This is a genomic window from Hoyosella subflava DQS3-9A1 (assembly GCF_000214175.1).
Lineage (GTDB): Bacteria > Actinomycetota > Actinomycetes > Mycobacteriales > Mycobacteriaceae > Hoyosella > Hoyosella subflava.
In genome coordinates this window covers 2,498,728-2,522,597 of record NC_015564.1, presented here as the reverse complement: position 1 = coordinate 2,522,597, position 23,870 = coordinate 2,498,728, and the positions used below count along the sequence as shown (strand labels likewise).

Genomic DNA, 23,870 nt, shown 5'->3' with positions numbered 1-23,870 from the left:
CCTACTCCAGGCGGGGCGATTTCCATGAGTTCCAATAGGTGATCTCCTGGACCGGGCGCCTTGTGGCGGGCCGGAAGTCGGTTCCTTTGGTGTAGGCGACCGGCAGCAGGGCCGCTTGTTTCACGTTTGCTGGAAGGCCCAGAACGTCGGCAGCTGCGTCTTCCTCGAGAAGGTGCAGCGTGGTCAGGACGGAGCCAAGTCCTCTGCTGCGCAGGGCGAGCTGGAAGGACCAGACGGCGGGGAACACGGAACCGTAGAGGCTGGCCTGAAGGAACGTGGTATCGACGCCGTCGCGCGGGCTCAGAACGCACGGGACTACGTGCACAGGAACGCGGTGCATGTTGTCGGCGAGGAACTGACCCGAAGAGACAAGGCGGCGCTGCTGCTCCTGAAATCGCTCCGGTACGGATGCGATCTGTCTGTCTGCATCGCCGTAATAGCGTTCCCATCCTCGCCGGTACATCTCGGCGAGCGCTGCTCGTTTGTCGGCATCGGTAACGACGAGGAAGCGCCATCCCTGAGCGTTCGTGCCGGTGGGTGCCTGCACAGCAAGCTGCAGGCATTCCTCGATGACCTCACCTGGAACGGGACGCTCCAGATCGAGGCGCTTGCGCACCGCGCGTGTAGTACTGAGCAATTCGTCTACGGATCGGATATCCATCGCGGCAAGCCTCCAGAGTTCACCGATAGTCGCTTCGTCATACTCGGGCGTTCGATACGGTTGGCAATGTTACGAGGAAATACGAATAATTACCGGCGACGTCAGGCCGGGAACGATATGAGGAAGTTGCAATGGGAACCCAGGCAGCGCAGCTGGAGCGGCACCACGTAGTGATCATCGGATCTGGCTTTGGGGGCATCTTCGCTGCCCAGAAGCTCAAGCATGCGAATGTGGATGTGACGCTGATTGCGCGAACCACCCACCACTTGTTTCAGCCGCTCCTTTACCAAGTGGCAACGGGAATTCTCTCGGTTGGGGAGATCGCAGTGCCCAACCGGATCATCCTTCGCAAGCAGAAGAACGCGCAGGTTCTGCTCGGAAAAGTCGTCGATATCGACGTGCGGAATCAGACTGTCACGTCAGAAGCGTCCGATCACACGACCGTCACGTCCTACGACAGCCTGATCATCGCAGCAGGTGCAGAGCAGTCGTATTTCGGCAACGACCACTTCGCACGGTTCGCACCCGGCATGAAAACCATTGACCACGCCCTCGAACTCCGCGGCAAGATCCTCACCGCGTTCGAGCGGGCAGAGCTGTCCGAAGACCCACAGGAACAGGCAAGGCTTCTCACATTTGTTGTCGTGGGGGCAGGGCCCACCGGTGTGGAGATGGCGGGGCAGATCGCCGAGCTCGCGCGCCAGACCCTCGTCGGGGCGTTCCGCAACATCGATCCTTCTATGGCTCGTGTCGTGCTTGTCGATGCCGCTCCACTCGTGCTTCCTCCCATGGGGGAGAAGCTTGGCGGGAAAGCCCAGCGGCGCCTCGAGAAAATCGGTGTGGAAGTGCTTCTCGATACGTTCGTGACCGACGTCGACGAGGGCGGTTTGGTGGTCAAGGACAAAGAGGGAAACGAACGGCGGATCCCTGCGTACGCGAAGATTTGGGCGGCTGGCGTTTCGGCAAGCTCCCTAGGCAAGATCGTGGCCGACCAGACCGGCACTGAACTCGACCGCGCGGGCCGGGTGCGGGTTAACCCGGATCTGACGATCGAGGGGCAATCGAACGTCTTCATCGTCGGTGACATGATGGCGCTTGACGATGTCCCGGGTATCGCCCCGGCCGCCATCCAGAGTGGAACTTATGTCGGCAAGCTCATCAAGTCAGAGGTCGCGGAGTCGGCTGGCTCGCCGGGCGACCGGAAGCCATTCAAATACCTCGATAAGGGCAGCATCGCTGTCATCTCGAAGTACAGCGCGGTCGGGCGTGTCATCGGCGGCAAGATCCCGGTGACGGGTGTGGTGGGCTGGTTCATGTGGCTCGCTATCCACTTGTTCTACCTGGTCGGATTCAAGAACCGGTACAGCACGCTGCTGTATTGGACGTTCGCGTTTGTGTCGAATGCGCGTACTCAGCTCAACGTGACAGAACAATGGATGCTTGGCCGCCAGGCGATCGAGGAGGTCGAGGAGCGGAAGAAAAAGTCCAAGCCTCAAGCGGGGTAGTGGCTACAGCACTTGTGCGGGAAGCGTCAGAATCAGAGGCCCCGCTTCCGTGATTGCGATGCTGTGCTCGGAGTGCGCTCCGCGCGAGCCGTCCGCGGAACGGAGGGTCCAACCGTCATCGTCGAGAATGATTCGATCGGTCGTTTTCGCGAACCAGGGTTCTATCGCCAGTGTCATTCCGCACCGCAGCTTCATGCCCCGGCCAGGGATGCCTTTATTCGGCACATGCGGCTCCTCGTGCATGGTTCTGCCCAGTCCGTGGCCACCGAAGTCGGTGTTCACGGGGTAGCTGTATTTGTTCGCTACTGCACCGATGGCTGCCGACACATCGCCTAGGCGGTTGCCTGCGCGGGCGGCTGCGATGCCCGCGGCAAGTGCGTGTTCAGTCGCTTCAAGGAGGCGCTGATCGTCACCTCGTGGTGTGCCGACGATCATGCTGCGCGCGGAATCAGCGACCCAGCCATCGATTGCGACCGCAAGGTCCAGGCAAAGGAGGTCGCCGTCACGCAAGGTGTAGCTGGATGGGAGTCCGTGCAAGACAGCGTCATTGACGGAGACACACAGCACGTTGCGGAAGGGGCCTGACCCGAAGGATGGTGAGTAGTCCCAGAAACACGATTCCGCGCCCCGCGCTCGGATCATGGTGCGCGCGTGCTGTTCGAGTTCACGCACGTTCACCCCCACGCCGGCCAGGTCAGAGAGCTCGTCGAGGACCGTCGCGACGAATGCCCCGGAAACCCGCATCCGCTCGATCTCTGCTGGTGTTTTGAGTTCAACCACTACCCCTGCCCCTCCTGTTGGTATTTAAATACCACCTTATCTGGGTGGGTATTTAAATACCACTCGCGGTACCCTCAATACATGGTCAGGAATCCGCTCACCCCAGAACAGATCGCCGCGGGGCGCCGACTAGGTGCGCTTCTCCGTGAAGCTCGCGGCGATAGCGCGCTGGCCGATGTGGCATCCCGCGCGGGGATCTCGCCCGAGACGCTTCGCAAGATCGAAACCGGCCGCATGCCAACCCCCGCCTTCGGCACAATCGTGCACCTGAGTGTGGCACTTGACGTTCCGCTGCAATCAATCGCTGATGCCTGGCGTGATGCTGACGCGTTCCAGAAGGCGTCATAAGCTGTGGACACCGCCAGCCAGCCGCCCGTCGTTTTCGTGCACGGAATCCGGCTCAGTAGCGCCGCGTGGGGAGAACACATCCGTCGCCTTCATGCCGCGAACCATCGCGCAATCGCGGTCGACTTACCTGGCCACGGCAAACGCCGCGGCCAGCCATTCACGGTAGATGGCGCGATCGAGGCTATCTACGAGGGGATCGATGAAGTGGGAGGCAGAGCCCTCGTGGTGGGTCATTCCCTCGGCGGGTACATGACCATCGCGGCAGCCGCGCGAACCCCCGAGAAGTTCGCCGGACTCCTGATCGCTGGCGCGACAGCTATTCCGAACAGGTTGTTTGGCCTGCCATTCCTTGCGGCGCATCGCCTACTTTTGCGCTTGCCGGACCGGGGCGATCGTCTCAGTCGCTCACTGCTCGAAAAGTTCGCCGAACCACCACTTGTCGAGGAAATGATGCAGGCAGGAATAGCCACGGAAGTCATCCCGGACGTGGTGCGCGAGGTGACACGATTCGATGTGCTGGCAGCGCTGCGCGCCTACGCCGGGCCAGTGTGGTTTGTCAACGGCAGATTCGACCATTTTCGCGCGCACGAACGGAACTTCGTTGCCACTTCCGCGAACGCAACCCGGCGTGTGATCCCGGGCGCCGGACACTACCTTCCAGCCTCGCACACAGACGCATTCGCCGCGATAGTCAAGGAAGCGGCAGCAACCCTTACAGGAACGTCGACGAGCTAGCTTCGCATCGCACGGGGAAGTTCACTGACCGTGCAATGAAGCACTTCTGGTGAGCATCTACGGTTCAGACGTTACCGCTGCGACGCCGTCCAAACCGCAGCCTCCGCGGACACGAGGGCACTGAGGGGGACGTGCCGGTACTGTTTCACCGAGCAGAAGGGGAAAGTGATGAGTGCCGAGATTTCTGTCAGTTCAGTGGGCGCCACGAAGATCGCGGCATGGGACGACCTCCTGCCGGAGCAACCCGCGTATGCGCTTGTCGCGAACGTGGACCTGGTGATCATCCGTCACCGCGGAAACCAGGGTGTTTCCGTGATGTACGGGCGGTGTCAGCATCGTGGTGCTCTGCTGTCCGACGGACTTGTTCGAGCCGGGCGGTTAGTGTGCGGTCTCCACGGCTCCACCTACGACGCCGGGACGGGCATCAATATTCACTACCAGGGTGCAGACCTGAAGAAGTTTTCCGCCTGGGTCGAAGACGGTGCGGTCTGGGTCGATGAGGCAGAAATCGCACGATGGGAAAACCACCATCCGCAGAAGTATGCGCGAGATGCTTACCAGGGCCTTTACGCCGATTTCAAGGGCACTCCGGAAGAACCACACAACGGCGCGATTCAGCGTCTCGCGACTGACGGTCTCACCAAGGTCGGGCATCACGGTCAGGTCGAAGCGATGGGGGTACCGCGCGCGGACCTGCCCACCTGGGACGATCTGCAGCTGGTGACGGCACAACTTGCAACTCCGCCGCTGCTCGATGACGCCGCTGTCGGTACTGCTGTCACAATCGGACCGCGAGCTGCACGTCCGCTGCGCCTCGAGATCCCGCTTCTGGTCTCCGACATGAGTTACGGAGCGCTTTCCGAGGAGGCGAAAACCGCACTCGCCCTTGGCGCCGATCTTGCAGGCACAGGTATCTGTTCAGGGGAAGGTGGGGTCCTCCCCGAAGAGCAAGCTGCGAACAGCCGGTACTTTTACGAACTCGCGTCGGCGAGATTTGGGTACACGATCGAAAAGGTCACTGCCAGCCAGGCGTTCCACTTCAAACTTGGGCAGGCGGCGAAGACCGGAACCGGCGGGCATTTGCCGGGCCACAAAGTAAAGGGCAAGATCGCGCGCGTCCGCGGGCTCGAAGAAGGTACCCCAGCGGTTTCTCCTGCCCGTTTCCCAGACCTCACAAGTGTCGATGACTACCGGCGTGTCGCGGCTGAGATCCGGGAGGCCACCGGGGGGATCCCGATCGGCGTAAAGATGTCTGCGCAGCACATCGAACGCGACCTCGACGCTGCGGTGGCCATCGGAGTCGATTACGTGATTCTCGATGGTCGCGGTGGCGGGACGGGCGCTGCGCCGCTCCTCTTCCGGGACAACATCTCAGTACCGACGATCCCTGCACTAGCGCGAGCGCGCCGCCATCTTGACTCGATTGGGGTGCATGACGTCACCTTGATCATTACGGGTGGACTGCGCACCCACGCTGACTTCATCAAGGCACTCGCATTGGGCGCCGACGCCATCGCTATCGCAAACTCGGCGATGCAGGCCATCGGATGTCTGGGCATGCGAGCGTGCCACACGAACAAATGCCCCGTCGGCATCGCGACCCAGGACCCGGTCTTGCGTAGCCGCCTTCCCGTCGACGAAGCAGCGCAACGGCTCGCTCGATATCTCGGCGCAACTGTCGAACTGATGCAGGTGATGGCGCGAGCCTGCGGACATGACCATCTTTCGAAATTTAGTTACGACGACCTTGTCACGTGGAAACGCGACGTGTCCGCGCTGTCGGGCGTCGCTTTTGGTGGGGTGACCGCGCCTTAGCGCATCGTCTAGTCCGCGGTCACGCTCGCAGCTCCACTGTCGCCGTTCGGTGCAGCCGGTGGCTGCCGTCCTCGGCGATGACGGCGTGGTCGATGAGCGCGAGTGCGCGGTCGTCCGTAAGATCGAGCGTCATCACGCCGTTGCGAAACCAAGGACCGTGCGGGATCGTCCAGTCGAGACCGGTGTCGTCGACCTTCGCTCGGTGCGCGATCCAGCGGAATGCCGTGGCCACAGTTCGTGCGCCGAGAATCTTCTTCGCTTGGCGGACTGCCTTCGGCAGCGGGTTCCGGAACGGGGACATCGTGAGCTGGGTAATCGCCATGGGGGAGTGCGGCAGTTCGTCAAGTTTACCGGCGCCGATGTACGAGCTGTGGACATCTCCCGACAACCATGTGAACGTCTGGGGCGGGTGCGGTTTGCGAGCAGCATCGCGGGCGAGCGCCACCATGTCGAGGAAGGACGCGCGGAACGCGCCCCAGTGCTCCAGGTCAAGGGCGCGGCGAATTCGTTCACCCGTGCGGGCCCATCGGGGTCCCCAGCGACCCGCACATACTGCTTCATTCCAGCCTTCGAGCTGATGAATACCGGGCAGCATCAGCACCGGGAGTGACGTGCCGATCAGGATATGCGGGGCGTCGGATTCGAGTACCTGGCCGCGTACCCATTGCCACTCTTCCCGGTCGAGAAGCCGTCGTTCCGTCTCAGTAAGGTCCCTCGAACACCTGGTGTCGACCATCACCAGGTGCGCGAGCCCAAAGTTCCTCTCGAAGCTCCACCGCGCCTGCTCTGGGTGCCGGTCGGAGTCGAGCGCGAACCTTCTCAGGAATTCGTCCCGGTCCGCTTCGTCCCGCGTACTACGCAGTGCATTGAAGACGACGTCGTTGGCGAGTTGCGCAGGCGAGAGGTTACCGAGGTGCTGGTAGACGCAATACGAGGAGAGCGCGCCTTCGACGATCCGGTTCCAGTGGGGGTTCTGCGCGGCTTCGTGCCGCCACGCAGACGAGGTATTCCAATCGTCGCGCAGATCGTGGTCATCCAGAATCATGCAGGTGGGGACGGTTGAGAGGAGCCATTGCACATCCGGCTGTGTCCACGCCTCCTCGTAGAGGATTGCGTACTGCCCGAAGTCGACAGCGTGCAGCTGCCCGTCGTCTTCGCGGGTGAGGTGCTCGGCGAGTGACTCCGGACCATTGTCGGCATACACCTGATCGCCGAGGAGACACAGGACGTCAGGCCACTCCGAGGCATCGATGCTCATCATGAAACGCGACAGCGCGACGAGTGAGTCCGCGCCCAGTTCCTTCGAAACCCCGGGGGAGAGATCGCCCGCGCGGTAGCAGGAGCCAAACGCGATTCGCGTACGGCGGCCCGGAGATGCCCCTTCGGGGAGAGTCCGGATCACACTCTGGGGCCGTATCATCTCGCTCTCCCCGAGTTCTGGGGGCCACGTCGGTTCGCCGTCCAGTTCGAGCGAGTACGGGAGCGCGCTTCCTGGAGTGAGGCCAGTGAGCACGATCAACGCGAAGTGCCGGCCATGGACTGACCACGTGGACTCGGTCACCGACTGATCGCCGCAGATCACGGTCACCTGGCATCGCTGATTCGTCTGTACCCAGACCGTTGCGGAGTCCGCGTCGACGTACCTCAAGAGTGGGCCGACCATGAGTTCTGGTGTCCTTCGCGACGCTGGATGCACGCTGTCATTCTGCGGGTTAATGCTGACGGATACCTGAGAATGCGCGCTACGCATTGCCCGACCGTCGCCAGTTGAGTGGGGTGGTCCCGTGGTTGCGGCGGAAGATTCTCGTGAAGTAGCCGGGATCGGTGAAACCGGTGTGGCGCGCGACTTCCTCAATAGGAATAACAGTATCGGCGAGCAATCGACGTGCCGCGGCCATGCGCCGCTGCACAATCCATTCCCCGACAGTACGACCAGTCTTGTTCTTCACTGTCGTCGTCACGTGCCCAGGAGTCAGGCCGACCGCTCGCGCGATATCTGTCAGAGCCAACGGTTCAGCGTAGTGGTCCTCAATGTGCGCGAAGACGGCTGCAAGGAGGGGCTCGTTCTTTGTTTGGAGATCCCGGACGACGTTCTCGCCTAAACGTGCCGTGTCAACGAGGAGCAGCGTGAGGTGCGCCAGTACTGCGTCGCGGTAACCGTCGCGGCGTTCTTTCAGTTCACGCTCCAGCGACTGGAAACGCTGCGACCATGTGTACCTGCCCTCTTCTGGGACATTGAGCCACTGTGCGGTTTCGGTGGCGCCGTTGACGAAGCGACTGAGAAGTGGATGAGAACGCCACTCACCTGCGGCGCCGGTTCGCAGTACTTCTGGCGGAAAGAACACGAGCCACCCGCCACCTGAATCACCGGAGTCATGATCATGCGCCGATACCACCTGACCCGGTGTCACGACACATACATCACCCGGCGCTATCAGGTGAGGCTGGCCCCCTGTGCGCACGCTCCCGCCACCGTCCTCGAAGAAGCAAAGCACAACGAAATCGTGTGCGTGGGAGGACTTCTCCGGCGCGCGTACGCCCGCCTCGAATCGCGTCACGCTCACCGCTGGCAGCCCCGGTCTGACCTCATAGCTTACGACGGGGGTTCCGTCGCTGAGGCGGCGCAGCATCCTCGTACTCATCAGCAGCCCCGTTCTACAAATATCGTCCTACAAAAGCCAAAGAACACCCGTTCCCTGCAACTGCCTGCCACTTTACGCTCAATAGAATCCGAATATCTTCCGAAGGGATTGATGGAATGACTCACACCGAAGCGCATCCGCACGACGAGTGGTACCTTCCCGGTTTTGGCCGTGACTGGCTTCTGCCTCTGTACGATCCGTTCAGTACGCTGAACAATCTCCGGCGCTATCACGAGCTGCTACTCCGGCAGGCCGCGCTTTCTCCCGGTGGTCGCGTTCTCGAGATCGGCTGCGGTACGGGGAATCTCCTCCTTCTCGCTAAGAAGCTGTATCCGTCTACGGAGTTCACCGGCATCGACCCCGACCCGAAGGCGCTCAGTCGTGCGGAGAAAAAAGCCGCCCGCAGGCACCTCGATGTTCAGTTCGAACGCGGGTTCGCGCAACGGCTGCCCTACGATGATGACTCGTTCGACCAGGTGCTTTCCGCCTTCATGCTGCATCACCTGCCGACCGAGGTGAAGCAGGATGCCCTAGCTGAGGTCCAGCGCGTGTTGCGGCCAGGAGGACAGCTGCACCTCGTCGATGTGACAGGAGGCGCGCACCGTTCCCATGGCTGGCTGACCCGCAGCCGGCGCGCGAAGGCACATGTCCATGATCACCTGGGCGAGGGCATCCCTGATCGTCTGCGCGCCGCGGGGTTTGCCGACGTACGAGAAGCCGACACCCGCGCTACACGGTTCGGGCGGCTGACCTACTTCGAGGCTTCTTTATGAGGCCCTGAGTGATTCGAGAAGGCTGACGGAGGTCAAAGAGCCAGCGGTGACGAGCTCGAGGTTAGCGAGCGACCCCTCGTGCACCGAATGGTCAGCTGCAGCCACGCAATCAGCGACAACGTGAACAGTGAAACCTAGATCAGTTCCGTGCCGCGCTGTCTGCTCGACAGTCAGATTCGTTGCCACCCCCGTGATGAGCAAGGTGTCGACACCCTGCTCCTTCAGCCACTGCGGGAGGGCACTGCCAGCGAGTCCGGAGAGCTTCTGGTTATCACTGATGTGCTGCTGCGCTGCCAGGTCCGCCATCTCAGGAATGACCTGGCAGCCAGCGCTGCCCGGCCGGAATGCAGATTGTGCCGCACCGACTGCGGACATGAAACCCGTGTTGCGAACGAGGAGTCCTTCATCCTCAGGAATGGTGAATCGAGTAAACACCAGGGGGATGCCTATCTCGCTGATCGCCTGATGGAAAGCGACAGCACGATCCACTACGCCGCTGCTGGCGACTGGTTCGGCCAGCATCGGACCGAAGAAACCCTCCGGCTTGATCACATTCACCTGCCAGTGCAGGCCAAGAAGCGCGGTTCGCTGAGCCTCGAACGTCATCCCGTCATCCTGCCACCGATACAGCCCAGAGGGCTCTATTCGCAGTCGACCCACTCGAGATAACCAGTGCCGGTCACCGGTTCACCGCGCCACGCGCCGCTGTAGGTGTAAGCGCCGACGTAACCTCGTCCGTGGCCGTACCGGAGCGGAGAGTCGACGTCCGCATCGAAACGCAGAAGTTCGTTACCGTTTTCCCGAACTGTCCACCGGAGTTTCGCGGGGACGCGCATCTTTCGGCCGCGCGGGTCGATTGCTGGTTCGCTCTGGTACCCCAGGACCTCCATGGTGACGTCCTCGAAGACACGCGCGTCACCATCGAGGCTGCGAAGATGGCCGAGTCTGCACGCGGACACGCCCGCTGCACGCACATCGGTGAGCAACATCTGGGTGCGTTCGTTGATGTTGACGATCTGGTAGGTGAAGAAGTCCACCGGAAGCTTCAGAGCCTCGGGCAGGGGTTTAGCGGTCAGGGATTGCGGTGACATGTAGCGCGCGTACTCGAATGTGCAGAGCCCCGAAATGTCGGTGTGACCGGTCGCGTCCTCGATCGATCCCGTGTACGTGGCGAGCAGGCTGAAATGGTCACACACTGGCGATCGCACGAACCAGGACACCGCCTGCGTCGCGGTCACCTGCAGTTCGACGGCCATGTGGTCATACCGTGCTGACAGGGCATAACGCGGATGCTCACACCTAATGGTGAGGTCATCGCCCCATTGCAACAGGGAACTGTCCTCTGCGAGTTGGCAATCAGCGCTCGTGTCGTATGCCCGGTAGTGATGCTTTGGGCCGTGTGCAGTGGAGGACAGCACCGTCGCGGTGCGGCGTGCGTCTTCGGCAACAAGATAGTCGTTGTCGAAACAGAGGGCACCTGAAGCTCCGATGAGGGTCATCGTATTGAGGTACCGGTACGGCGCGGGCAGTTCAGGGACGAACACCCCGTAGTGAGTGCATGCCCACCGAGCGGAATTGATGTGCGGTGCAATTATGTCGGGACAGTCGAAGGGTTCAGATGAGGCGCTGATGCGGCTATCCAGGCGAGGAGCGAGACCCCTGAGCAGCATCGTTGAAGCCAGCTTCTGCGGCAGCGTTGCCACGTGTTTCTCCTTTGATGATTCAGGTGCCCGGTATGGCAGGCGCGATCTGATTGGTGCTAGCGCGTTCGTGGATGATGCGGGCGAGCTCGTCCGCGTTCTGATCGGGAATCCAGTGTGTAGCGTCGGGGAGCGTGACGAATCGGTAGTCACCGGTCACGTAGCGTTCCGTGAGGCCTGCGCCCTGGTGGCTCAGGGCCGTGTCTTTGGCGCCCCATACATGCGTCGTGGGAACGGGTACCTTGCGCATCACCTCCAACGGGTTAGCCAGCATCATGGCGCGGTACCAGTTGAGAGCGCCTGTCAGCGCACCGGTCTGGACGATCTCATCGTGGACGCGCTCGATCTGGGCGCTCTGCATCCCTGTTGACGACAGGGCACGAACAAGCAGCCCTGTATATCGCCGGATGAGCATCTCGGGAAGCCATGGGACCTGAAAAGGACACATATAGAAGGAGCGCAAGGCTTGATCGCCCGTGAACATCGACTGTACGAATGCTGCCCTGTGCGGCACTGAGACTGCGGTCAGTGTCCGGACCCGTTCGGGGTGGCGGGCGGCAGTTGACCATGCGACAGCGGCGCCCCAATCGTGGCCGACGAGATGTACTTCGGGCGCACCGATCTCGTTCAGCAGCTCGATAGTGTCGCGAACCAGCGCACTCATCCGATAGGCAAATCGACCGCGTGGGGACGCGTAAGGGGTGTAGCCACGCTGGTTCATCGCGAACGTTCGGTACCCACGTTGATGCAAGTGGGCAGAGACATGCGCCCACGATGACGCCGTTTGCGGGAACCCATGCAGGAGCACCACAGGTTCACCCCCTAATGGTCCCGAATCGACCACATCGAAGACGAGGTCATCGTTGAGCACGACGTGTACGCGTGAACGCTTCATGAATAAACCCCCTTCGGCGGGCACTCCGTTGTGCCGCCTCAATTAACTTACCGATCGGTAAATTACCGTGTAGTCATATGAAGCGTCAACAGGTCCAGTCAAAGATGTTTAGATAGAAGACAATGAGCACCGCAGGAACCAAAGGCGTGCCGCGCGCCCAGCGTGAGCAGCAGATCCTCGACATAGCCACCGATGAGTTCGGCGGCAGCGGCTACACGGGCACGTCCCTCGCCGCGGTAGCCGCAAAAGCAGGAATCTCGAAACCCCTGATCGTGAGCTACTTCGGTTCTAAGGACGGCCTCTATGCGGCGTGCGCGGATCGCGCCGGAACGAACCTGTGCGACCGCATCGAAACCGCACTCGAGGCTGAGGGCCCGACCGCTGTGCGTGCAGAAGCGACCTTGCGAGCGTTCTTCGACGCGCTTCAGCGACGGCCGCACGACTGGAACATCATTTTCGACCGAACCCTTCCGGCAGGCGGGCCAGCAGCCACAACCGCGCGGCGAATCCGGACTCGCCTGGCCGACCAGGCAGCCCGCGGGGTAGCGGCGGTAGGCGCGATGGAACACGTCACCGATCCGGACGATCTCTCCGTCCTGACGGAAGTATGGATGAATATCGTCGGGGCAATTGTCAACTGGTGGCTGCGCCACCCCGACCAAACGGCAGAACAAATGATCAGGCGGTCCAGCCGTATCATCAACCTCATGACCAACCGCCCCACGCGCGGCCATGACTCCTGATCCGCTTCCGGTTCAGCGCGACCGTTTCGACCTTCCCGAAGACGTCGCGTATCTCAACTGCGCCTATATGTCGCCACAGCTGCGCACCGTGTCGGAGGCTGGCATCGAAGCGGTCAAGCGTAAGGCTCAGCCCTGGCGGCTCGCACCCTCTGATTTCTTCACATCTCTTGAGAAGTTGCGCCACCAATTCGGCGCGCTCACCGGGCTTGACAGCGAAGGCGTGGCGCTGGGTCCGTCAGTTTCATACGGAATGGCGACGGCTGCATCCAACATCACTCTGCGCGAAGGCGACCAGGTCCTCATGCTGGCCGAGGAATTCCCATCACCGTTCTATGCGTTCTCCGCCGCCGCGGCGCGCTCCGGGGCCGAGGTACTGACAATTCCGCGCCCATCATCCGCTGAATGGACGCGGCAGATCCTCGCAGCCATTGATGAACGCACAGCTGTGGTCGCTATACCTCCGTGCCACTGGACCGACGGAGCCACAGTAGATCTCGTAGCCATCGGCGCCGCAGCGCGCGAAGCCGGTGCTGTCCTGGTAGTCGATGCCAGCCAATGGCTCGGGGCCGAAACGATGGATGTAACGGCGATTCAGCCCGATGTCGTTTGCGCCGTGGGATACAAGTGGCTGTTCGGTCCGTTCAATCTCTCGTACGCATGGTTTGCGCCGCATCTGCGCACAGGCGTGCCGCTCGAAGGCAACTGGCTCTCGCGTGCGGGCAGTGACGACTTCAACCGGCTTGTCGCGTACACGGAGAACTTCCAGGCCGGCGCGCGCCGGTACGACATGGGCGAAGCGTCGAGTTTCATCCATGTGCCTATGGCGATTGCCGCGCTCACGCAGGTTGAGGCCTGGGGAATTGACCGCATCGCAGCCGCAACCCAGCAGCACATCAAGCAGATCGTCTCGGACGCTGAGGATTTGGGCCTCAGCGCGGTACCGGAAGCGCACCGGAGCGCACATCTTGTGGGTCTCACGCTTCCAGCGGATGCGCCCAGCGACATGCCGCGGCGTTTCACCGAGGCCGGGGTGTACGTGTCGTTCCGTGGCGGGGTACTGCGGGTGGCACCAAGCGTCTACAACACTAAAGAGGACCTCACACGATTTCGGGATGTCCTCGCGGGCTGCCTGTGAATTCACCACGCCCGGGCAGCTCGCCGAATTTCCTCACGCACAAGGGCGACATGGGGGTTAGTCGAGGGGCCAGACCGCCACGCCAGGTAAGCGGTGTTGATCGGTGGATCGTCTGGTGAATACAGTTCGGTTAGCGCGCCGCTCGCTAGTGCCTCGACGCACAGATATCGCGGGAGCACCGCGAACCCCGCATCGGCGATCACCGCTGCCTTGACCGAACGAAGATCTGGAACGGTAATCGACGGTGACTGCGCGAGTTTACGCCCAAACACATGCCGCCAGTAACGCCTGGTGATGGGCAGATCCTCCGCGTAGGCGATGAGCGGAACGCTATGCAGTTGGCGCGGGACCTCTTCTGCAATTCGCTGGGGTGCCCCGGACGCCCTCAGCCGACCCGCCCAGGCGGGTGAAGCGACGAGAACGAACTCTTCGTCCATCAGCGGAACGGAGTCGACTGATCTGCTGCGCGGCCGGGTGGTGGCGATAACGAGGTCATGCCGACCCACGCGCAATTCATCGAGGAGCGGATCGGTCAGGCCTGTGGCTATGCGCACTCGTACTCCCTGGACCACTAGCTGACTCAGTGCGGGCAGGACCCGCGCCGATAAAAGTTCAGCCGGCCCAGCGAGATGTACGGGCTGAGCTTCATCCCGAGGGTCGGCTGACGAGGGCAGCGCTGCAATGGCGAGCGAGTCGAGTGGCCCCGCTATTTGAGCGGCGAGCGCGTCCGCGTATGGCGCCGCGGATACCCCGCTTCCCCGTCGCGCAAAAAGTTCGCGTCCGAGTTCTCGCTCAAGCGCCGCAATGTGCGCGGTCACAGTGGGTTGCGACAACTCAAGAACGCGAGCAGCAGCAGTGAAAGACCCCGTCCGGTGAACGGCGAGGAACGTGCGTAGATGGTTCAGATCGCGTGCCGCGCCCGCCATAATCGCAGACTATCAGCATTTGAATACCAGACATCAGGAATCCTATTGGAAATGTCATGTGGTGCGTGCCTACGGTCGTTCTATGGCAAAGATACTGTTCGTAATGACAGGCGCCGACAAATGGACGCTGGACGACGGCACTCAACACCCCACCGGCTTCTGGGCCGAAGAGGCCGTCGCGCCCTATCAGGCTTTCAGTGAGGCTGGATACGACATCGTCGTCGCCACGCCCGGCGGCGTTGTACCTACTGTCGACGAGGCGAGCCTCGCGGCCGACGCAAACGGCGGCCAGGAGAAGGCTGACGAGATTTCGCAGGCCCTCGAGTCGTTCAAGGAACTGCAGCAGCCTATTGAACTCGAACACATCGACCTAAACGACTATGCAGCCGTTTTCTATCCTGGTGGGCATGGGCCTATGGAAGACCTCGCGGTGAACGCGGACTCTGCGAAGATCCTCACTGAGGCGCTCCGATCCGGCAAGCCACTGGGGGTGGTCTGCCACGCACCGGCTGCACTTCTCGCAACGACAGGCTCCGATGGGAAATCACCATTTGCGGGTTATCGAATGACGGGGTTCACTAACGCTGAAGAACAGCAGGCTGGCCTCGCCGACAAAGCAAAGTGGCTTCTGCAAGACCGGCTTGAGCGGATCGGAGCCGATTTCCAGGAAGGTGAACCGTGGTCCCCGAACGTTATCGTCGACCGCAACCTCTTCACTGGTCAGAACCCAGCCTCCTCCGCGCCGCTCGCTGAAGTCATACTTGCGTCGCTGAACAACGAGAAAGGCCGATGAATTTCGACGGCAGCACAGGTCAGTAGCTCAACCGATACGGTTGCTACGAGAGGAGTCTGTGATGGCTGAAAATGAGTATGCGATGCCACCTGTTACGCCCCACCTGGTCGTGGACGGCGCAGCGAAGGCGATTGAGTTCTACAAGGCCGCGTTTGGAGCCGAAGAAGTGCAGAGAGTGGCCGCTGAAGACGGCGAACGTCTCATGCATGCGGCAGTGACAATAAACGGCGGGCTCGTGATGTTGATGGACGACTTCCCAGAGTACGGAAACGGCCAGGGCAGCACGCCGCAGGCTCTGGGTGGCTCTCCAGTCGTCATCCATCTCGAAGTACCGGACGTCGACACAGCATGGAAGCGTGCCCTCGACGCGGGTGCGACCGTCCTCATGGAACTGGCCGATCAGTTCTGGGGTGACCGCTACGGACAGGTGAAGGACCCCTTCGGGCATACATGGTCACTGGCATCGCCTAAGAACGAGTAGACCGCGCCAAACCGATGGCCGCGTTTTTGATCTCGGCTTCGGACAACAAGACGTGAGCTGCCGCGTCGCCGAGCGGGATGAAGCTATCTTTGCTCGTCACGCGGCGCAGCGGCCCGGTGAATCCGTCGTCGACAAGCAGCGCGAAGATGGCTTCACTCAGTCCGCCAGAGCGCCGGGTCTCGTCGACCACGAGGACCCGGCCGGTCGCGCGCGCCTCGCGACGAATGTCATCTGCGGGAAGCGGCAACAGCCATCGCAAATCGATTGTGCGGGATTGGATTCCGAGACCATCGAGTTGCTGCGCGACACGCAGGCTCATTCTGAGTCCATTGCCGAAGGTCATTATTGTGAGGTCGGTCCCGCCACCGTATGTGCGGGCCCGTCCGAGCGGCACCTGATTTTCTGGCGAACTCCGCGCAAGCCATCCTTCGTCACCGTCCTGGTGCAGATCTCTGGTGTGATACAGCGCTATGGGTTCCAGAAAAACACAAACTGCACCCGCGGTCTTGGCCGCTGCTACGCACGACCGCAGCATGCCCGCAGCGTCATCAGGACGGGATGGTGACGCGATGATCAGCCCAGGAATGTCGCGCAGCGCGCCGATCGCATTGTCGTTGTGGAAATGCCCGCCGAATCCCTTTTGGTACCCGTAGCTCGCGACGCGAACCACCATTGGGTTGCGGTACTGGCGGTTCGAGAAGAACTGCAGGCTGGCACCCTCACCGCGGATCTGATCGGCCGCATTGTGGAGGTACGCGAGATACTGGATTTCCGGGATCGGTAAGAGGCCAGCAAGTCCCGTTCCCAGTGCGAGACCGAGAATCGTCTGCTCATCGAGTACGGTGTCGAAAACCCGGGGAGAACCGAAACGCTTCAGCAGTCCGCGCGTTACCCCATAGACTCCGCCTTTCAGCGCGACATCCTCACCGAAGACGATAGCTTCCGGGTTCTGGCTGAGTATGTCGGCAAGGGCCTGGTTGATGGCTTGCGCGACCGTCCGCAATTCGTCGCGCGTGCCGATCGGCTCCGCCAGGCACGATTCAGCGGCGATGCTCTCTTCCGCGACAGCGAACAGTGGCCGCATCACCTCTTCCGCGGTCGCTAGCTGCGGTGCGGTACTGACTTCTCGCGCGATATCGAGGACCTGCGTTCTTTTGTCCTCGTACAGCTCGAGGATTGCATCGGGGGAGACACCCGCGCACCCCACGAGATATCGTGCCGTCTTGATCAGCGGATCCTCGGCCAGGTCCGCCGCAATCTCACGCGAAGTGCGATATGCCGGTTCATAATCCGACCCGGCGTGCCCCATAAGCCGAACCGTGCGCAAGTGCAGGAAGGCGGGCCGCTGTCGCGCACGCACCCATTCCACGGCGGCGACTGCTGCGCGGTACGTCTCGGTGACGTCAGTGCCGTCTGACCTGAAGTACTGCAGCCCGTGCCGGGCTCTGAAGCTCGATTCGATCCAGCCGGGCGGTGTGCGAGTACTGATGCCGATTCCATTGTCCTCGCACACCAACAGCAGCGGTATGGGGAGACGTTGATAGGACGCGTGCAATGCGGCGTTGATCGCACCGAGCGCTGTTGAGTGGCTGGCAGACGCGTCACCGAAACTGCAGATGACCACCGCATCGGTTGGCCACAAAATCGGAGTTCCGAGTTTGGCTGCGCGGCCGATCGCGAACGCTGCGCCGACAGCGCGCGGGAGATGAGAGGCGATAGTTGACGTTTGCGGAATGACGTTGAGATCGCGGCGTCCGAAGACCTTGTGGCGCCCGCCGGCGATTGGCTCCTCCGCAGCCGCAACGATTCCCAGCAGTACGTCCCGCAGCGGCTCGCTGCCGCTCACGTGCCTGGCACGCTCGAGGAAGAACGCACCGGACCGGTAGTGCAGAAATGCGGGATCTGTGACACGTGTCGCCCGGGCGACCGCGGCGTTTGCCTCATGCCCGGACGACCCGATGGTGTAAAAGCCTCTCCCTTGCGCGCGAAGCCACCGCGCCGCTAGATCGAGGTGACGGCTTCCGATCTGCGAGTTGAAGAGTTCCAGAATGTCGCGGGCAGAAAGTGACGTGCTTTCCTGGAGGTGCGGCGGCACTGCCATGGCTGCTACCGCTTGGATGAAGTGGTCATCAACCGGTTCAGTCATTGCCCGGCCTCCTCGGCGCTCCCTCCTGTTGATCGTACGGGCGAGATCAGGCCGCGTTGGTGCCACTCGACGGAAAATCCGCCTGCGGAGGTCAACGAAACCGGCACGAAAACGTCGTTAGTGGTGACTTGCGCAGATGGATTCAGACGAGGGTAAAGACGTTTCGACTTCGACTCCTGCGGTAGATTCCATCCATGCCCGATGAGCGCGCTGATCCAGGCCACGTGCAATTCCAGCCCGGAGCTCCAGAGCTCGCGCTCCTGCGTTCTGCGCTCGCCCCGTTGCGGCAGTTGACCAGACCGGTCATACACGGCATTGAGAACATCCCCGCCAGCGGTGCGGTACTGGTGGTGGGCAACCACGGACTCCTAGCGCTGGACATGCCATTCATGATTGATGAGATACATCGCGGTACAGGACGTTTTGTACGCGGGGCAGCGGACAACGCGCACTATGCGATTCCGGGCTGGCGTGACATTCTGACCCGGTACGGCGCGGTGCACGGCACGCGTGACAACTGCCGCGCTCTCCTCGCGGCAGGTGAGGCCGTGCTGCTGTACCCAGGAGGCGGGCGTGAGGTAGCTAAGCGCAAGAATGAGCATTACAAACTGATCTGGAAAGAACGGCTCGGGTTCGTCAGGCTCGCGATCGAGGCGGGATGCCCTATCGTCCCGTTTGGCGCAGTTGGCGCGGACGACTTTTACGACATCGTCGTGGATGCGGACCATCCGGCGCTCAGTCCGCTCCGATTACTGGTGGAACGGTTCGGAGGCCGATGGGACATCGTCTTTCCGCTCGTCCGAGGGATTGGGCCAACGCCAGTGCCACGGCCGCAGCGGTTGTACTTCTCCTTCGGAGAACCGATCACCACCAGCCAGTGGGCTGGCCGTCAGGACGACACTGACTTGCTGCGAACAGTTCGTGATCAGGTCAAGAGCGCCGTACAACGGCAAATCGACTTGATGCTCTACGAGCGTGAGCACGCTCAGCGGAAACGGTAATGACCGCTCTAGCCGAGGCCGCGGGACTATCTGAACCTGATGTGATCCCTGGGCGGCACTTCTTTCCCGAAGACAGTGCGGGAATGATAGTGGACCGCATTGCCCGGATCGTGTCGGCCTCATTCAGTTGAGGCGACTACATTGACGCACCGCTGTTAATGGGGCCAACCTGGAATGACCAGGGAAGAAGGTGCGTCATGACGATCGACCATATTCTGACCAACGACGAGATGCTCGCAGGACTCACGGCTCAGCAGTTAAGAGAACTAGTCGGCCTCGTCGAGTACGACCCCTCGCACGACCGTTTTCCAGTCAATGGATGGGACGCTGTGGTGTGGGCAGTAGGAAATGCCACCCAGAGCGCGCACTACTTCCAGTCCGCGATGGGGATGGGACTGATCGCTTATTCAGGCCCGCGAACCGGTAACCGCGACCACCAAGCCTATGTACTCCGCAGCGGTGCAGTGATCTTTGTGCTTAAGGGCGCGGTTGCCCCCAGCAGTCCGATCGCCGAACACCACCGCACGCATGGCGACGGTGTGATCGATATCGGGCTCGAGGTGCCCGACGTCGACCGCTGCGCTGAACAGGCACGTGAGGCTGGTGCCCGGGTACTCAGTGAGCCTCACGACGAGGCAGACGAGAACGGCGCAATCCGTTGCGCTGCCATCGGTACGTACGGCGATACGAGGCACACGCTTGTGGATCGCAGTCGCTACCACGGCGCGTATTGGCCCGGATATGTATCGTGCGCATCGGGATACCGGAAGCGCACGGGTTCTCCGGATCGGCTGTTTGACGCGCTCGACCACGTCGTCGGCAATGTCGAGTACGGGCGGATGAATGAATGGGTGGACTTTTACCGCCGCGTCATGGGTTTCACTAACCTCGCGGAGTTCATCGGTGACGACATCGCCACCGAGTACTCAGCGTTGATGAGCAAAGTCGTGACCAACGGCAATCATTGGGTGAAATTCCCGCTCAATGAGCCGGCCGTCGGCAAGCGCCGTTCACAGATCGACGAATATCTCGATTATTACTGCGGACCGGGAGTGCAGCACCTCGCGCTGGCCACACCAGACATCCTCACAACCGTCGATCACATGCGACTCGAGGGGGTGGAGTTCCTGTCTATCCCGGATGCGTACTATCTCGACGCGAGGCTTAAGGCACGAATCGGGAAGGTTCGCGCGCCCGTTGAAGAGCTGCGGAAACGTGGCGTGCTGGTCGACCGCGACGAAAACGGCTACTTATTGCAGATATTCACCAAGCCCATCGGGGACCGCCCGACAGTCTTCTTCGAGTTGATCGAACGGCATGGATCGACGGGGTTCGGTAAAGGCAACTTCAAGGCGCTGTTCGAAGCGATCGAACGTGAACAGGATGCTCGCGGCAACCTCTGAGCAGCAGCGGAATGTACACGTCACCGGGCACGACTACGATGATCTGGATGAGTGATACTGCTGTTTCAGAAGAGCCGTTCGACGCTGTGATGTTTGATTTCTCAGGCACATTGTTCAGGTTCGAAGAGGACGACAGTTGGCTCAGTGGACTGACAGATGAACATGGACGACCCTTCGACGTGCACCAACTGACTGAAATTATGCGTCGAATGACTGCGCCAGTCGGACAGATGGTCGAACTGGATGACGAACACCTTTACGCGTGGACCAATCGTGATCTCGACCCTGTGCTACATCGCCGCGCGTACATGGAGGTGCTGCGCAAGTCCGGTGTGACCCGTGAAGAGCAGGCAGCGGACCTCTATGGGCGCGTGATCGATCCGGCATGCTGGACCCCGTACCCTGATGCCGCCGAATCCCTCGTGGGGCTGAATAAGCGCGGGGTGAAGATTGCCGTCCTCAGCAACATCGCGTTCGATATTCGGCCCGCGTTCGCGAGGCTGGGTGTGGACGGTCTCGTTGACGAGTTCGTGTTGTCGTTTGAGGTAGGCGCGGTCAAACCGCAGCCCAAGATCTTTGAACATGCGCTGTCAGCGCTCGAAGCTGAGCCACACCGCACATTGATGGTCGGCGACAGTGAAGAGGCGGACGGCGCTGCGCGCGAACTCGGATGTGTTTTCGCGCTCGTCGATCCTCACCCGACGAAGGAGCGCACTGACGGTCTCGTCGCCGCTCTGACGGCCTTCGGGCTGGGGCCAGTTAGCGGGAGACTGAGGTCACCATAGTCAATGGGCAGTTGGGCCCATGCTCACACCGAGATCGGGGCCAACACCACTGCCAGCCGGACTGTTAGCGAGGACGCCAATCCCGACGGCAATAAACAGCAGCGTTATCGCAGCAACGATAACGCTGCGCTGCGTCCGGACTGGGGGCGGCTGACGAACTTCTATCGGGATCAGGAACGACTCGGGATCGGGATACGGATCTCCACCCGATGCTCCGGTCACTGCCATAACCTCCCGCAAGTCGCACTCGTGCCCTGCACGATTTGTGGATCCCCATCCGGCGGCTACGCTACCTCCGCTGCACTGTGCCCGTGCCCGGGCAGCGCGCATGCCCGCAGATCGTTACCAGACAGTTGTCGACGTGACGCTCATCGATGCGCGCCAACGCCGATACTCTGCATCACTGCCGGGTACTCGAACCCCGCGTTCTGGAAGCGCTCGCTTCACCCCTCGTGGAGCAACCGTCGGGTTGGGTGCGGATATCGGGTTCTTGGGAATTAACCCGCTGGGCACACACAGCCTCTGGACATTGCACCGTTCTGTGTGGCCAAGCAATAGCGGAGCGAGATAGCGTCATGATCGCGGGTGGGGTGGCCGCACATATCGCAGTCGCCTGAGTTCTTAGGCCTAGCCGCAGCAGGGGGCTTCGTTGTCGGTTCGGAGGAGGTGACGTATCCGGTGAGGTTCACTGTGGCCATTCCTGACTGCCCAGCCGGAATGCGGCGAGGCGTTACGTGCGCGGTCCCGCAGCGGCTGCCGCCCCTGGTTGATATGGGTGCGCAACCCCAAGCCTACGCTCATACCGGCGGACTGCGGACGCCCGTCGCGACAAGTTTTTCTGGGCCGCTGTCGATCTGGCCGCATTCCGTTCGTCGTCATCATGTACGGCGCCCAAGCCGTACGGTCAGAAACGAACTATGACGGGAGTCGAACGATGAAATACATGTTGCTGATCAACGCCGGTGCGGTCGACGAGAACGGTGGCGCAGAGGGATGCGCTCCGGAGGACTGGATGGTCTATGACAAAGAGGTACGAGAAGCCGGGATCTTGGTCTCGGGTGAATCACTAGCAAACCTTGTCACTGCGACGACTGTGCGAGTCAGCCCAGAGGGTGAGCGAACGGTAACTGATGGGCCGTTCGCAGAATCACGTGAAGTTCTTGGTGGCTTCTACGTGCTCGATGTGCCCAACCTTGATGTTGCACTCGACTGGGCAGCCCGCTGTCCCGGCGCACGTGGCAGCGGTTCAGTAGTCGTGCGTCCGATCGCGGATTTCGGTGCATAAAAGCGGTGAACGCTGAGTTCCCCGCAACGGAGGCATCTTCGCTAGTCGACACCGTGTTCCGAGAGGAGCACGGTCGTCTGCTGGCGTCACTCGTCAGCCGCTTCGGCGACCTCGATCTGGCTGAAGAAGTCACATCAGAGGCAGTGGAAGCGGCATTGACCCACTGGCCGAGACAAGGCGTGCCGGATCGGCCAGGTGCTTGGTTGCTGACAACGGCCCGGCGCAAAGCAGTCGACCGGCTGCGGCGGGATAGAACGCTCGCACTCAGGGTCGCTGTACTGCAGGCTGAACTGGAACGCACGGAACTGGTTGCGCCGTCATCTGAGGTGAGCGATTTTCCGGATGAGCGTCTGCAGCTGTTCTTTACCTGTGCGCACCCCGCGCTGCCCGCTGAGGCGCGCGGTGCGCTCACGCTGCGCTGCCTGGCTGGGTTGACCACACTGGAGGTGGCGCGTGCGTACTTGGTACCCCCAGCTGCGATGGCTCAGCGAATTGTGCGGGCCAAGAAAAAGATACGTGAGGCACGAATCCCATTCCGGGTGCCCGCATCTGACGAACTGCCTGCACGGTTACCTGGCGTTCTGCAGGTGATTTACTCGATCTTCACCGAGGGGTACGCGGCCAGTTCAGGCGCGACACTGCAGCGGCTCGACCTGGCGGACGAGGCCATCCGGCTGGCATGGATTCTGCATCGGTTGATGCCGGCTGAGCGGGAGGTCACCGGACTCCTGGCTCTCATGCTGCTCATCCACGCTCGGCGCGACGCACGGACAGGCCCCAGCGAAGAACTGATACTGCTGCAAGACCAGGACCGCAACCTGTGGGATCGCGAGCTCATCGATGATGGCCAGCGACTGGTGGTGCAGTCGCTGAGTGGTGGTCCAGCAGGTCCCTACGGCGTACAAGCCGCGATTGCGGCGCTGCACGACAATGCTGATGACTTCACGACGACCGACTGGCCGCAGATTGTCGCACTCTACGGCGTGCTGCTCGCGCTGGACCCATCACCAGTCGTCGCGATGAACCGTGCGATTGCAATCGCGATGCGGGACGGTGCACAGGCGGGTCTCGAGTTGCTCGACGAACTTGCCGCCGAGCCACGCCTTCGCGAATACCATCCCTACGCCGTCGCTCGTGCCGACTTGCTGGCGCGGCTCGGCCGCCGAGATGAGGCTGAGACCGCGTATCTCCGCGCGCTCAGACTGGCTGGCACGGATCCCGAACGGAACCACATCAGGCGGCGCCTAACAGCCATCAGCACTGACGTGGATGAGCAATGACAAGGCGGCGCGTGTCAGCCGGGTCCGGTATCGTTACA

25 protein-coding genes are annotated in these 23,870 nt (G+C 61.5%); 14 read left to right on the top strand and 11 right to left on the bottom strand.

What is annotated here, in order from left to right:
• Position 1: 1 nt before the first annotated feature.
• Positions 2–661, bottom strand: coding sequence for a nitroreductase family protein (locus AS9A_RS11875; protein ID WP_013807262.1), 660 nt, complete (start codon positions 659–661; stop codon positions 2–4).
• A 131-nt stretch (positions 662–792) separates the two neighbouring features.
• On the opposite strand from AS9A_RS11875, the gene AS9A_RS11870 reads away from it, so the two are divergent.
• Positions 793–2,166 carry an NAD(P)/FAD-dependent oxidoreductase gene (locus tag AS9A_RS11870; protein WP_013807261.1) on the top strand — a complete coding sequence of 458 codons (1,374 nt, stop codon included), beginning with the start codon at positions 793–795 and terminating at the stop codon, positions 2,164–2,166.
• Between the two features lie 3 nt (positions 2,167–2,169).
• On the opposite strand, the gene map is transcribed toward AS9A_RS11870, so the two are convergent.
• Positions 2,170–2,946 (bottom strand): type I methionyl aminopeptidase, encoded by a 777-nt coding sequence (gene map / locus AS9A_RS11865; RefSeq protein ID WP_013807260.1) that lies wholly within the window; start codon positions 2,944–2,946, stop codon positions 2,170–2,172.
• An 81-nt stretch (positions 2,947–3,027) separates the two neighbouring features.
• Between map and AS9A_RS11860 the strand changes: the two genes are divergently transcribed.
• From AS9A_RS11860 to AS9A_RS11850, 3 genes are all read left to right on the top strand, one after another.
• The gene (locus AS9A_RS11860; protein WP_013807259.1) at positions 3,028–3,294 is read left to right on the top strand and encodes a helix-turn-helix domain-containing protein; all 267 of its coding nucleotides are present in this window, start codon (positions 3,028–3,030) and stop codon (positions 3,292–3,294) included.
• A gap of 3 nt (positions 3,295–3,297) precedes the next feature.
• Positions 3,298–4,029 carry an alpha/beta fold hydrolase gene (locus AS9A_RS11855; protein ID WP_013807258.1) on the top strand — a complete coding sequence of 244 codons (732 nt, stop codon included), beginning with the start codon at positions 3,298–3,300 and terminating at the stop codon, positions 4,027–4,029.
• A gap of 168 nt (positions 4,030–4,197) precedes the next feature.
• Entirely contained in the window at positions 4,198–5,844 is a 1,647-nt protein-coding gene (locus tag AS9A_RS11850; RefSeq protein ID WP_013807257.1) for a glutamate synthase-related protein, read from the top strand.
• 19 nt (positions 5,845–5,863) lie between these two features.
• Here the strand turns inward: AS9A_RS11850 and AS9A_RS11845 are convergent, their stop codons facing one another.
• Both AS9A_RS11845 and AS9A_RS11840 read right to left on the bottom strand, forming a co-directional pair.
• Positions 5,864–7,507 carry an alkaline phosphatase D family protein gene (locus tag AS9A_RS11845; RefSeq protein WP_013807256.1) on the bottom strand — a complete coding sequence of 548 codons (1,644 nt, stop codon included), beginning with the start codon at positions 7,505–7,507 and terminating at the stop codon, positions 5,864–5,866.
• A gap of 79 nt (positions 7,508–7,586) precedes the next feature.
• Positions 7,587–8,486, bottom strand: coding sequence for an AraC family transcriptional regulator (locus AS9A_RS11840; protein WP_083826532.1), 900 nt, complete (start codon positions 8,484–8,486; stop codon positions 7,587–7,589).
• A 116-nt stretch (positions 8,487–8,602) separates the two neighbouring features.
• On the opposite strand from AS9A_RS11840, the gene AS9A_RS11835 reads away from it, so the two are divergent.
• On the top strand, positions 8,603–9,259 hold the full coding sequence (locus AS9A_RS11835) for a class I SAM-dependent methyltransferase (RefSeq protein WP_013807254.1): 657 nt from the start codon (positions 8,603–8,605) through the stop codon (positions 9,257–9,259).
• Here the strand turns inward: AS9A_RS11835 and AS9A_RS11830 are convergent.
• The 3 genes from AS9A_RS11830 to AS9A_RS11820 are packed head-to-tail and all read right to left on the bottom strand — an operon-like array spanning position 9,254 to position 11,854.
• Entirely contained in the window at positions 9,254–9,865 is a 612-nt protein-coding gene (locus AS9A_RS11830; RefSeq protein ID WP_013807253.1) for a cysteine hydrolase, read from the bottom strand. The genes AS9A_RS11835 and AS9A_RS11830 overlap by 6 nt on opposite strands.
• 35 nt (positions 9,866–9,900) lie before the next feature.
• Positions 9,901–10,929 (bottom strand): DUF6670 family protein, encoded by a 1,029-nt coding sequence (locus AS9A_RS11825; protein ID WP_049793892.1) that lies wholly within the window; start codon positions 10,927–10,929, stop codon positions 9,901–9,903.
• A 52-nt stretch (positions 10,930–10,981) separates the two neighbouring features.
• On the bottom strand, positions 10,982–11,854 hold the full coding sequence (locus tag AS9A_RS11820) for an alpha/beta fold hydrolase (RefSeq protein ID WP_041451047.1): 873 nt from the start codon (positions 11,852–11,854) through the stop codon (positions 10,982–10,984).
• Positions 11,855–11,976: 122 nt separating this feature from the next.
• On the opposite strand from AS9A_RS11820, the gene AS9A_RS11815 reads away from it, so the two are divergent.
• On the top strand, positions 11,977–12,597 hold the full coding sequence (locus AS9A_RS11815) for a TetR/AcrR family transcriptional regulator (protein WP_041451046.1): 621 nt from the start codon (positions 11,977–11,979) through the stop codon (positions 12,595–12,597).
• Complete coding sequence (locus AS9A_RS11810) at positions 12,587–13,732, top strand: aminotransferase class V-fold PLP-dependent enzyme (RefSeq protein WP_013807249.1); 1,146 nt, start codon at positions 12,587–12,589, stop codon at positions 13,730–13,732. Before AS9A_RS11815 ends, AS9A_RS11810 begins: the two co-directional genes overlap by 11 nt.
• A 2-nt stretch (positions 13,733–13,734) precedes the next feature.
• Here AS9A_RS11810 and AS9A_RS11805 read toward each other — a convergent pair whose 3' ends face one another.
• The gene (locus tag AS9A_RS11805; protein WP_013807248.1) at positions 13,735–14,658 is read right to left on the bottom strand and encodes a LysR family transcriptional regulator; all 924 of its coding nucleotides are present in this window, start codon (positions 14,656–14,658) and stop codon (positions 13,735–13,737) included.
• An 82-nt stretch (positions 14,659–14,740) separates the two neighbouring features.
• Here AS9A_RS11805 and AS9A_RS11800 point away from each other — a divergent pair, with 82 nt between their 5' ends.
• Entirely contained in the window at positions 14,741–15,451 is a 711-nt protein-coding gene (locus AS9A_RS11800) for a type 1 glutamine amidotransferase domain-containing protein (protein ID WP_041451862.1), read from the top strand.
• Between the two features lie 61 nt (positions 15,452–15,512).
• Entirely contained in the window at positions 15,513–15,932 is a 420-nt protein-coding gene (locus AS9A_RS11795) for a VOC family protein (RefSeq protein WP_013807246.1), read from the top strand.
• Here AS9A_RS11795 and AS9A_RS11790 read toward each other — a convergent pair.
• A complete protein-coding gene (locus AS9A_RS11790; RefSeq protein ID WP_013807245.1) occupies positions 15,919–18,078 on the bottom strand; it encodes a thiamine pyrophosphate-dependent enzyme in 2,160 nt (719 codons plus the stop codon). The genes AS9A_RS11795 and AS9A_RS11790 overlap by 14 nt on opposite strands.
• A 194-nt stretch (positions 18,079–18,272) precedes the next feature.
• Between AS9A_RS11790 and AS9A_RS11785 the strand changes: the two genes are divergently transcribed.
• From AS9A_RS11785 to AS9A_RS11775, 3 genes are all read left to right on the top strand, one after another.
• Entirely contained in the window at positions 18,273–19,079 is an 807-nt protein-coding gene (locus AS9A_RS11785) for a lysophospholipid acyltransferase family protein (protein WP_013807244.1), read from the top strand.
• A gap of 197 nt (positions 19,080–19,276) precedes the next feature.
• Positions 19,277–20,482: a 4-hydroxyphenylpyruvate dioxygenase gene (hppD, locus tag AS9A_RS11780; protein ID WP_013807242.1), complete on the top strand. Its 1,206-nt coding sequence runs from the start codon at positions 19,277–19,279 to the stop codon at positions 20,480–20,482.
• Between the two features lie 47 nt (positions 20,483–20,529).
• On the top strand, positions 20,530–21,267 hold the full coding sequence (locus AS9A_RS11775) for an HAD family hydrolase (protein ID WP_041451860.1): 738 nt from the start codon (positions 20,530–20,532) through the stop codon (positions 21,265–21,267).
• On the opposite strand, the gene AS9A_RS11770 is transcribed toward AS9A_RS11775, so the two are convergent.
• A complete protein-coding gene (locus tag AS9A_RS11770; RefSeq protein WP_013807240.1) occupies positions 21,268–21,489 on the bottom strand; it encodes a hypothetical protein in 222 nt (73 codons plus the stop codon).
• 275 nt (positions 21,490–21,764) lie between these two features.
• Positions 21,765–21,965, bottom strand: a complete 201-nt coding sequence (locus AS9A_RS24980; RefSeq protein WP_148262451.1) for an RGCVC family protein — start codon at positions 21,963–21,965, stop codon at positions 21,765–21,767.
• A gap of 236 nt (positions 21,966–22,201) precedes the next feature.
• Here AS9A_RS24980 and AS9A_RS11765 point away from each other — a divergent pair, with 236 nt between their 5' ends.
• A complete protein-coding gene (locus tag AS9A_RS11765; RefSeq protein ID WP_013807239.1) occupies positions 22,202–22,552 on the top strand; it encodes a YciI family protein in 351 nt (116 codons plus the stop codon).
• Between the two features lie 5 nt (positions 22,553–22,557).
• Positions 22,558–23,832: an RNA polymerase sigma factor gene (locus tag AS9A_RS11760; protein ID WP_013807238.1), complete on the top strand. Its 1,275-nt coding sequence runs from the start codon at positions 22,558–22,560 to the stop codon at positions 23,830–23,832.
• The last annotated feature ends 38 nt before the right edge of the window (positions 23,833–23,870 follow it).

What these genes read in the sequence shown, in the direction of transcription:
- AS9A_RS11815 (WP_041451046.1), top strand. Translation starts at nt 11,977, where the DNA reads ATGAGCACCGCAGGAACCAAAGGCGTGCCGCGCGCCCAGCGTGAGCAG.
- AS9A_RS24980 (WP_148262451.1), bottom strand. Translation starts at nt 21,965, where the DNA reads ATGGCCACAGTGAACCTCACCGGATACGTCACCTCCTCCGAACCGACA.
- AS9A_RS11800 (WP_041451862.1), top strand. Translation starts at nt 14,741, where the DNA reads ATGGCAAAGATACTGTTCGTAATGACAGGCGCCGACAAATGGACGCTG.
- AS9A_RS11835 (WP_013807254.1), top strand. Translation starts at nt 8,603, where the DNA reads ATGACTCACACCGAAGCGCATCCGCACGACGAGTGGTACCTTCCCGGT.
- AS9A_RS11820 (WP_041451047.1), bottom strand. Translation starts at nt 11,854, where the DNA reads ATGAAGCGTTCACGCGTACACGTCGTGCTCAACGATGACCTCGTCTTC.
- AS9A_RS11845 (WP_013807256.1), bottom strand. Translation starts at nt 7,507, where the DNA reads ATGGTCGGCCCACTCTTGAGGTACGTCGACGCGGACTCCGCAACGGTC.
- AS9A_RS11775 (WP_041451860.1), top strand. Translation starts at nt 20,530, where the DNA reads ATGAGTGATACTGCTGTTTCAGAAGAGCCGTTCGACGCTGTGATGTTT.
- AS9A_RS11870 (WP_013807261.1), top strand. Translation starts at nt 793, where the DNA reads ATGGGAACCCAGGCAGCGCAGCTGGAGCGGCACCACGTAGTGATCATC.
- AS9A_RS11795 (WP_013807246.1), top strand. Translation starts at nt 15,513, where the DNA reads ATGGCTGAAAATGAGTATGCGATGCCACCTGTTACGCCCCACCTGGTC.
- AS9A_RS11825 (WP_049793892.1), bottom strand. Translation starts at nt 10,929, where the DNA reads ATGCTGCTCAGGGGTCTCGCTCCTCGCCTGGATAGCCGCATCAGCGCC.
- AS9A_RS11810 (WP_013807249.1), top strand. Translation starts at nt 12,587, where the DNA reads ATGACTCCTGATCCGCTTCCGGTTCAGCGCGACCGTTTCGACCTTCCC.
- AS9A_RS11860 (WP_013807259.1), top strand. Translation starts at nt 3,028, where the DNA reads ATGGTCAGGAATCCGCTCACCCCAGAACAGATCGCCGCGGGGCGCCGA.
- AS9A_RS11765 (WP_013807239.1), top strand. Translation starts at nt 22,202, where the DNA reads ATGAAATACATGTTGCTGATCAACGCCGGTGCGGTCGACGAGAACGGT.
- AS9A_RS11840 (WP_083826532.1), bottom strand. Translation starts at nt 8,486, where the DNA reads ATGAGTACGAGGATGCTGCGCCGCCTCAGCGACGGAACCCCCGTCGTA.
- hppD (WP_013807242.1), top strand. Translation starts at nt 19,277, where the DNA reads ATGACGATCGACCATATTCTGACCAACGACGAGATGCTCGCAGGACTC.
- AS9A_RS11875 (WP_013807262.1), bottom strand. Translation starts at nt 661, where the DNA reads ATGGATATCCGATCCGTAGACGAATTGCTCAGTACTACACGCGCGGTG.
- AS9A_RS11785 (WP_013807244.1), top strand. Translation starts at nt 18,273, where the DNA reads ATGCCCGATGAGCGCGCTGATCCAGGCCACGTGCAATTCCAGCCCGGA.
- AS9A_RS11850 (WP_013807257.1), top strand. Translation starts at nt 4,198, where the DNA reads ATGAGTGCCGAGATTTCTGTCAGTTCAGTGGGCGCCACGAAGATCGCG.
- AS9A_RS11830 (WP_013807253.1), bottom strand. Translation starts at nt 9,865, where the DNA reads ATGACGTTCGAGGCTCAGCGAACCGCGCTTCTTGGCCTGCACTGGCAG.
- AS9A_RS11790 (WP_013807245.1), bottom strand. Translation starts at nt 18,078, where the DNA reads ATGACTGAACCGGTTGATGACCACTTCATCCAAGCGGTAGCAGCCATG.
- AS9A_RS11805 (WP_013807248.1), bottom strand. Translation starts at nt 14,658, where the DNA reads ATGGCGGGCGCGGCACGCGATCTGAACCATCTACGCACGTTCCTCGCC.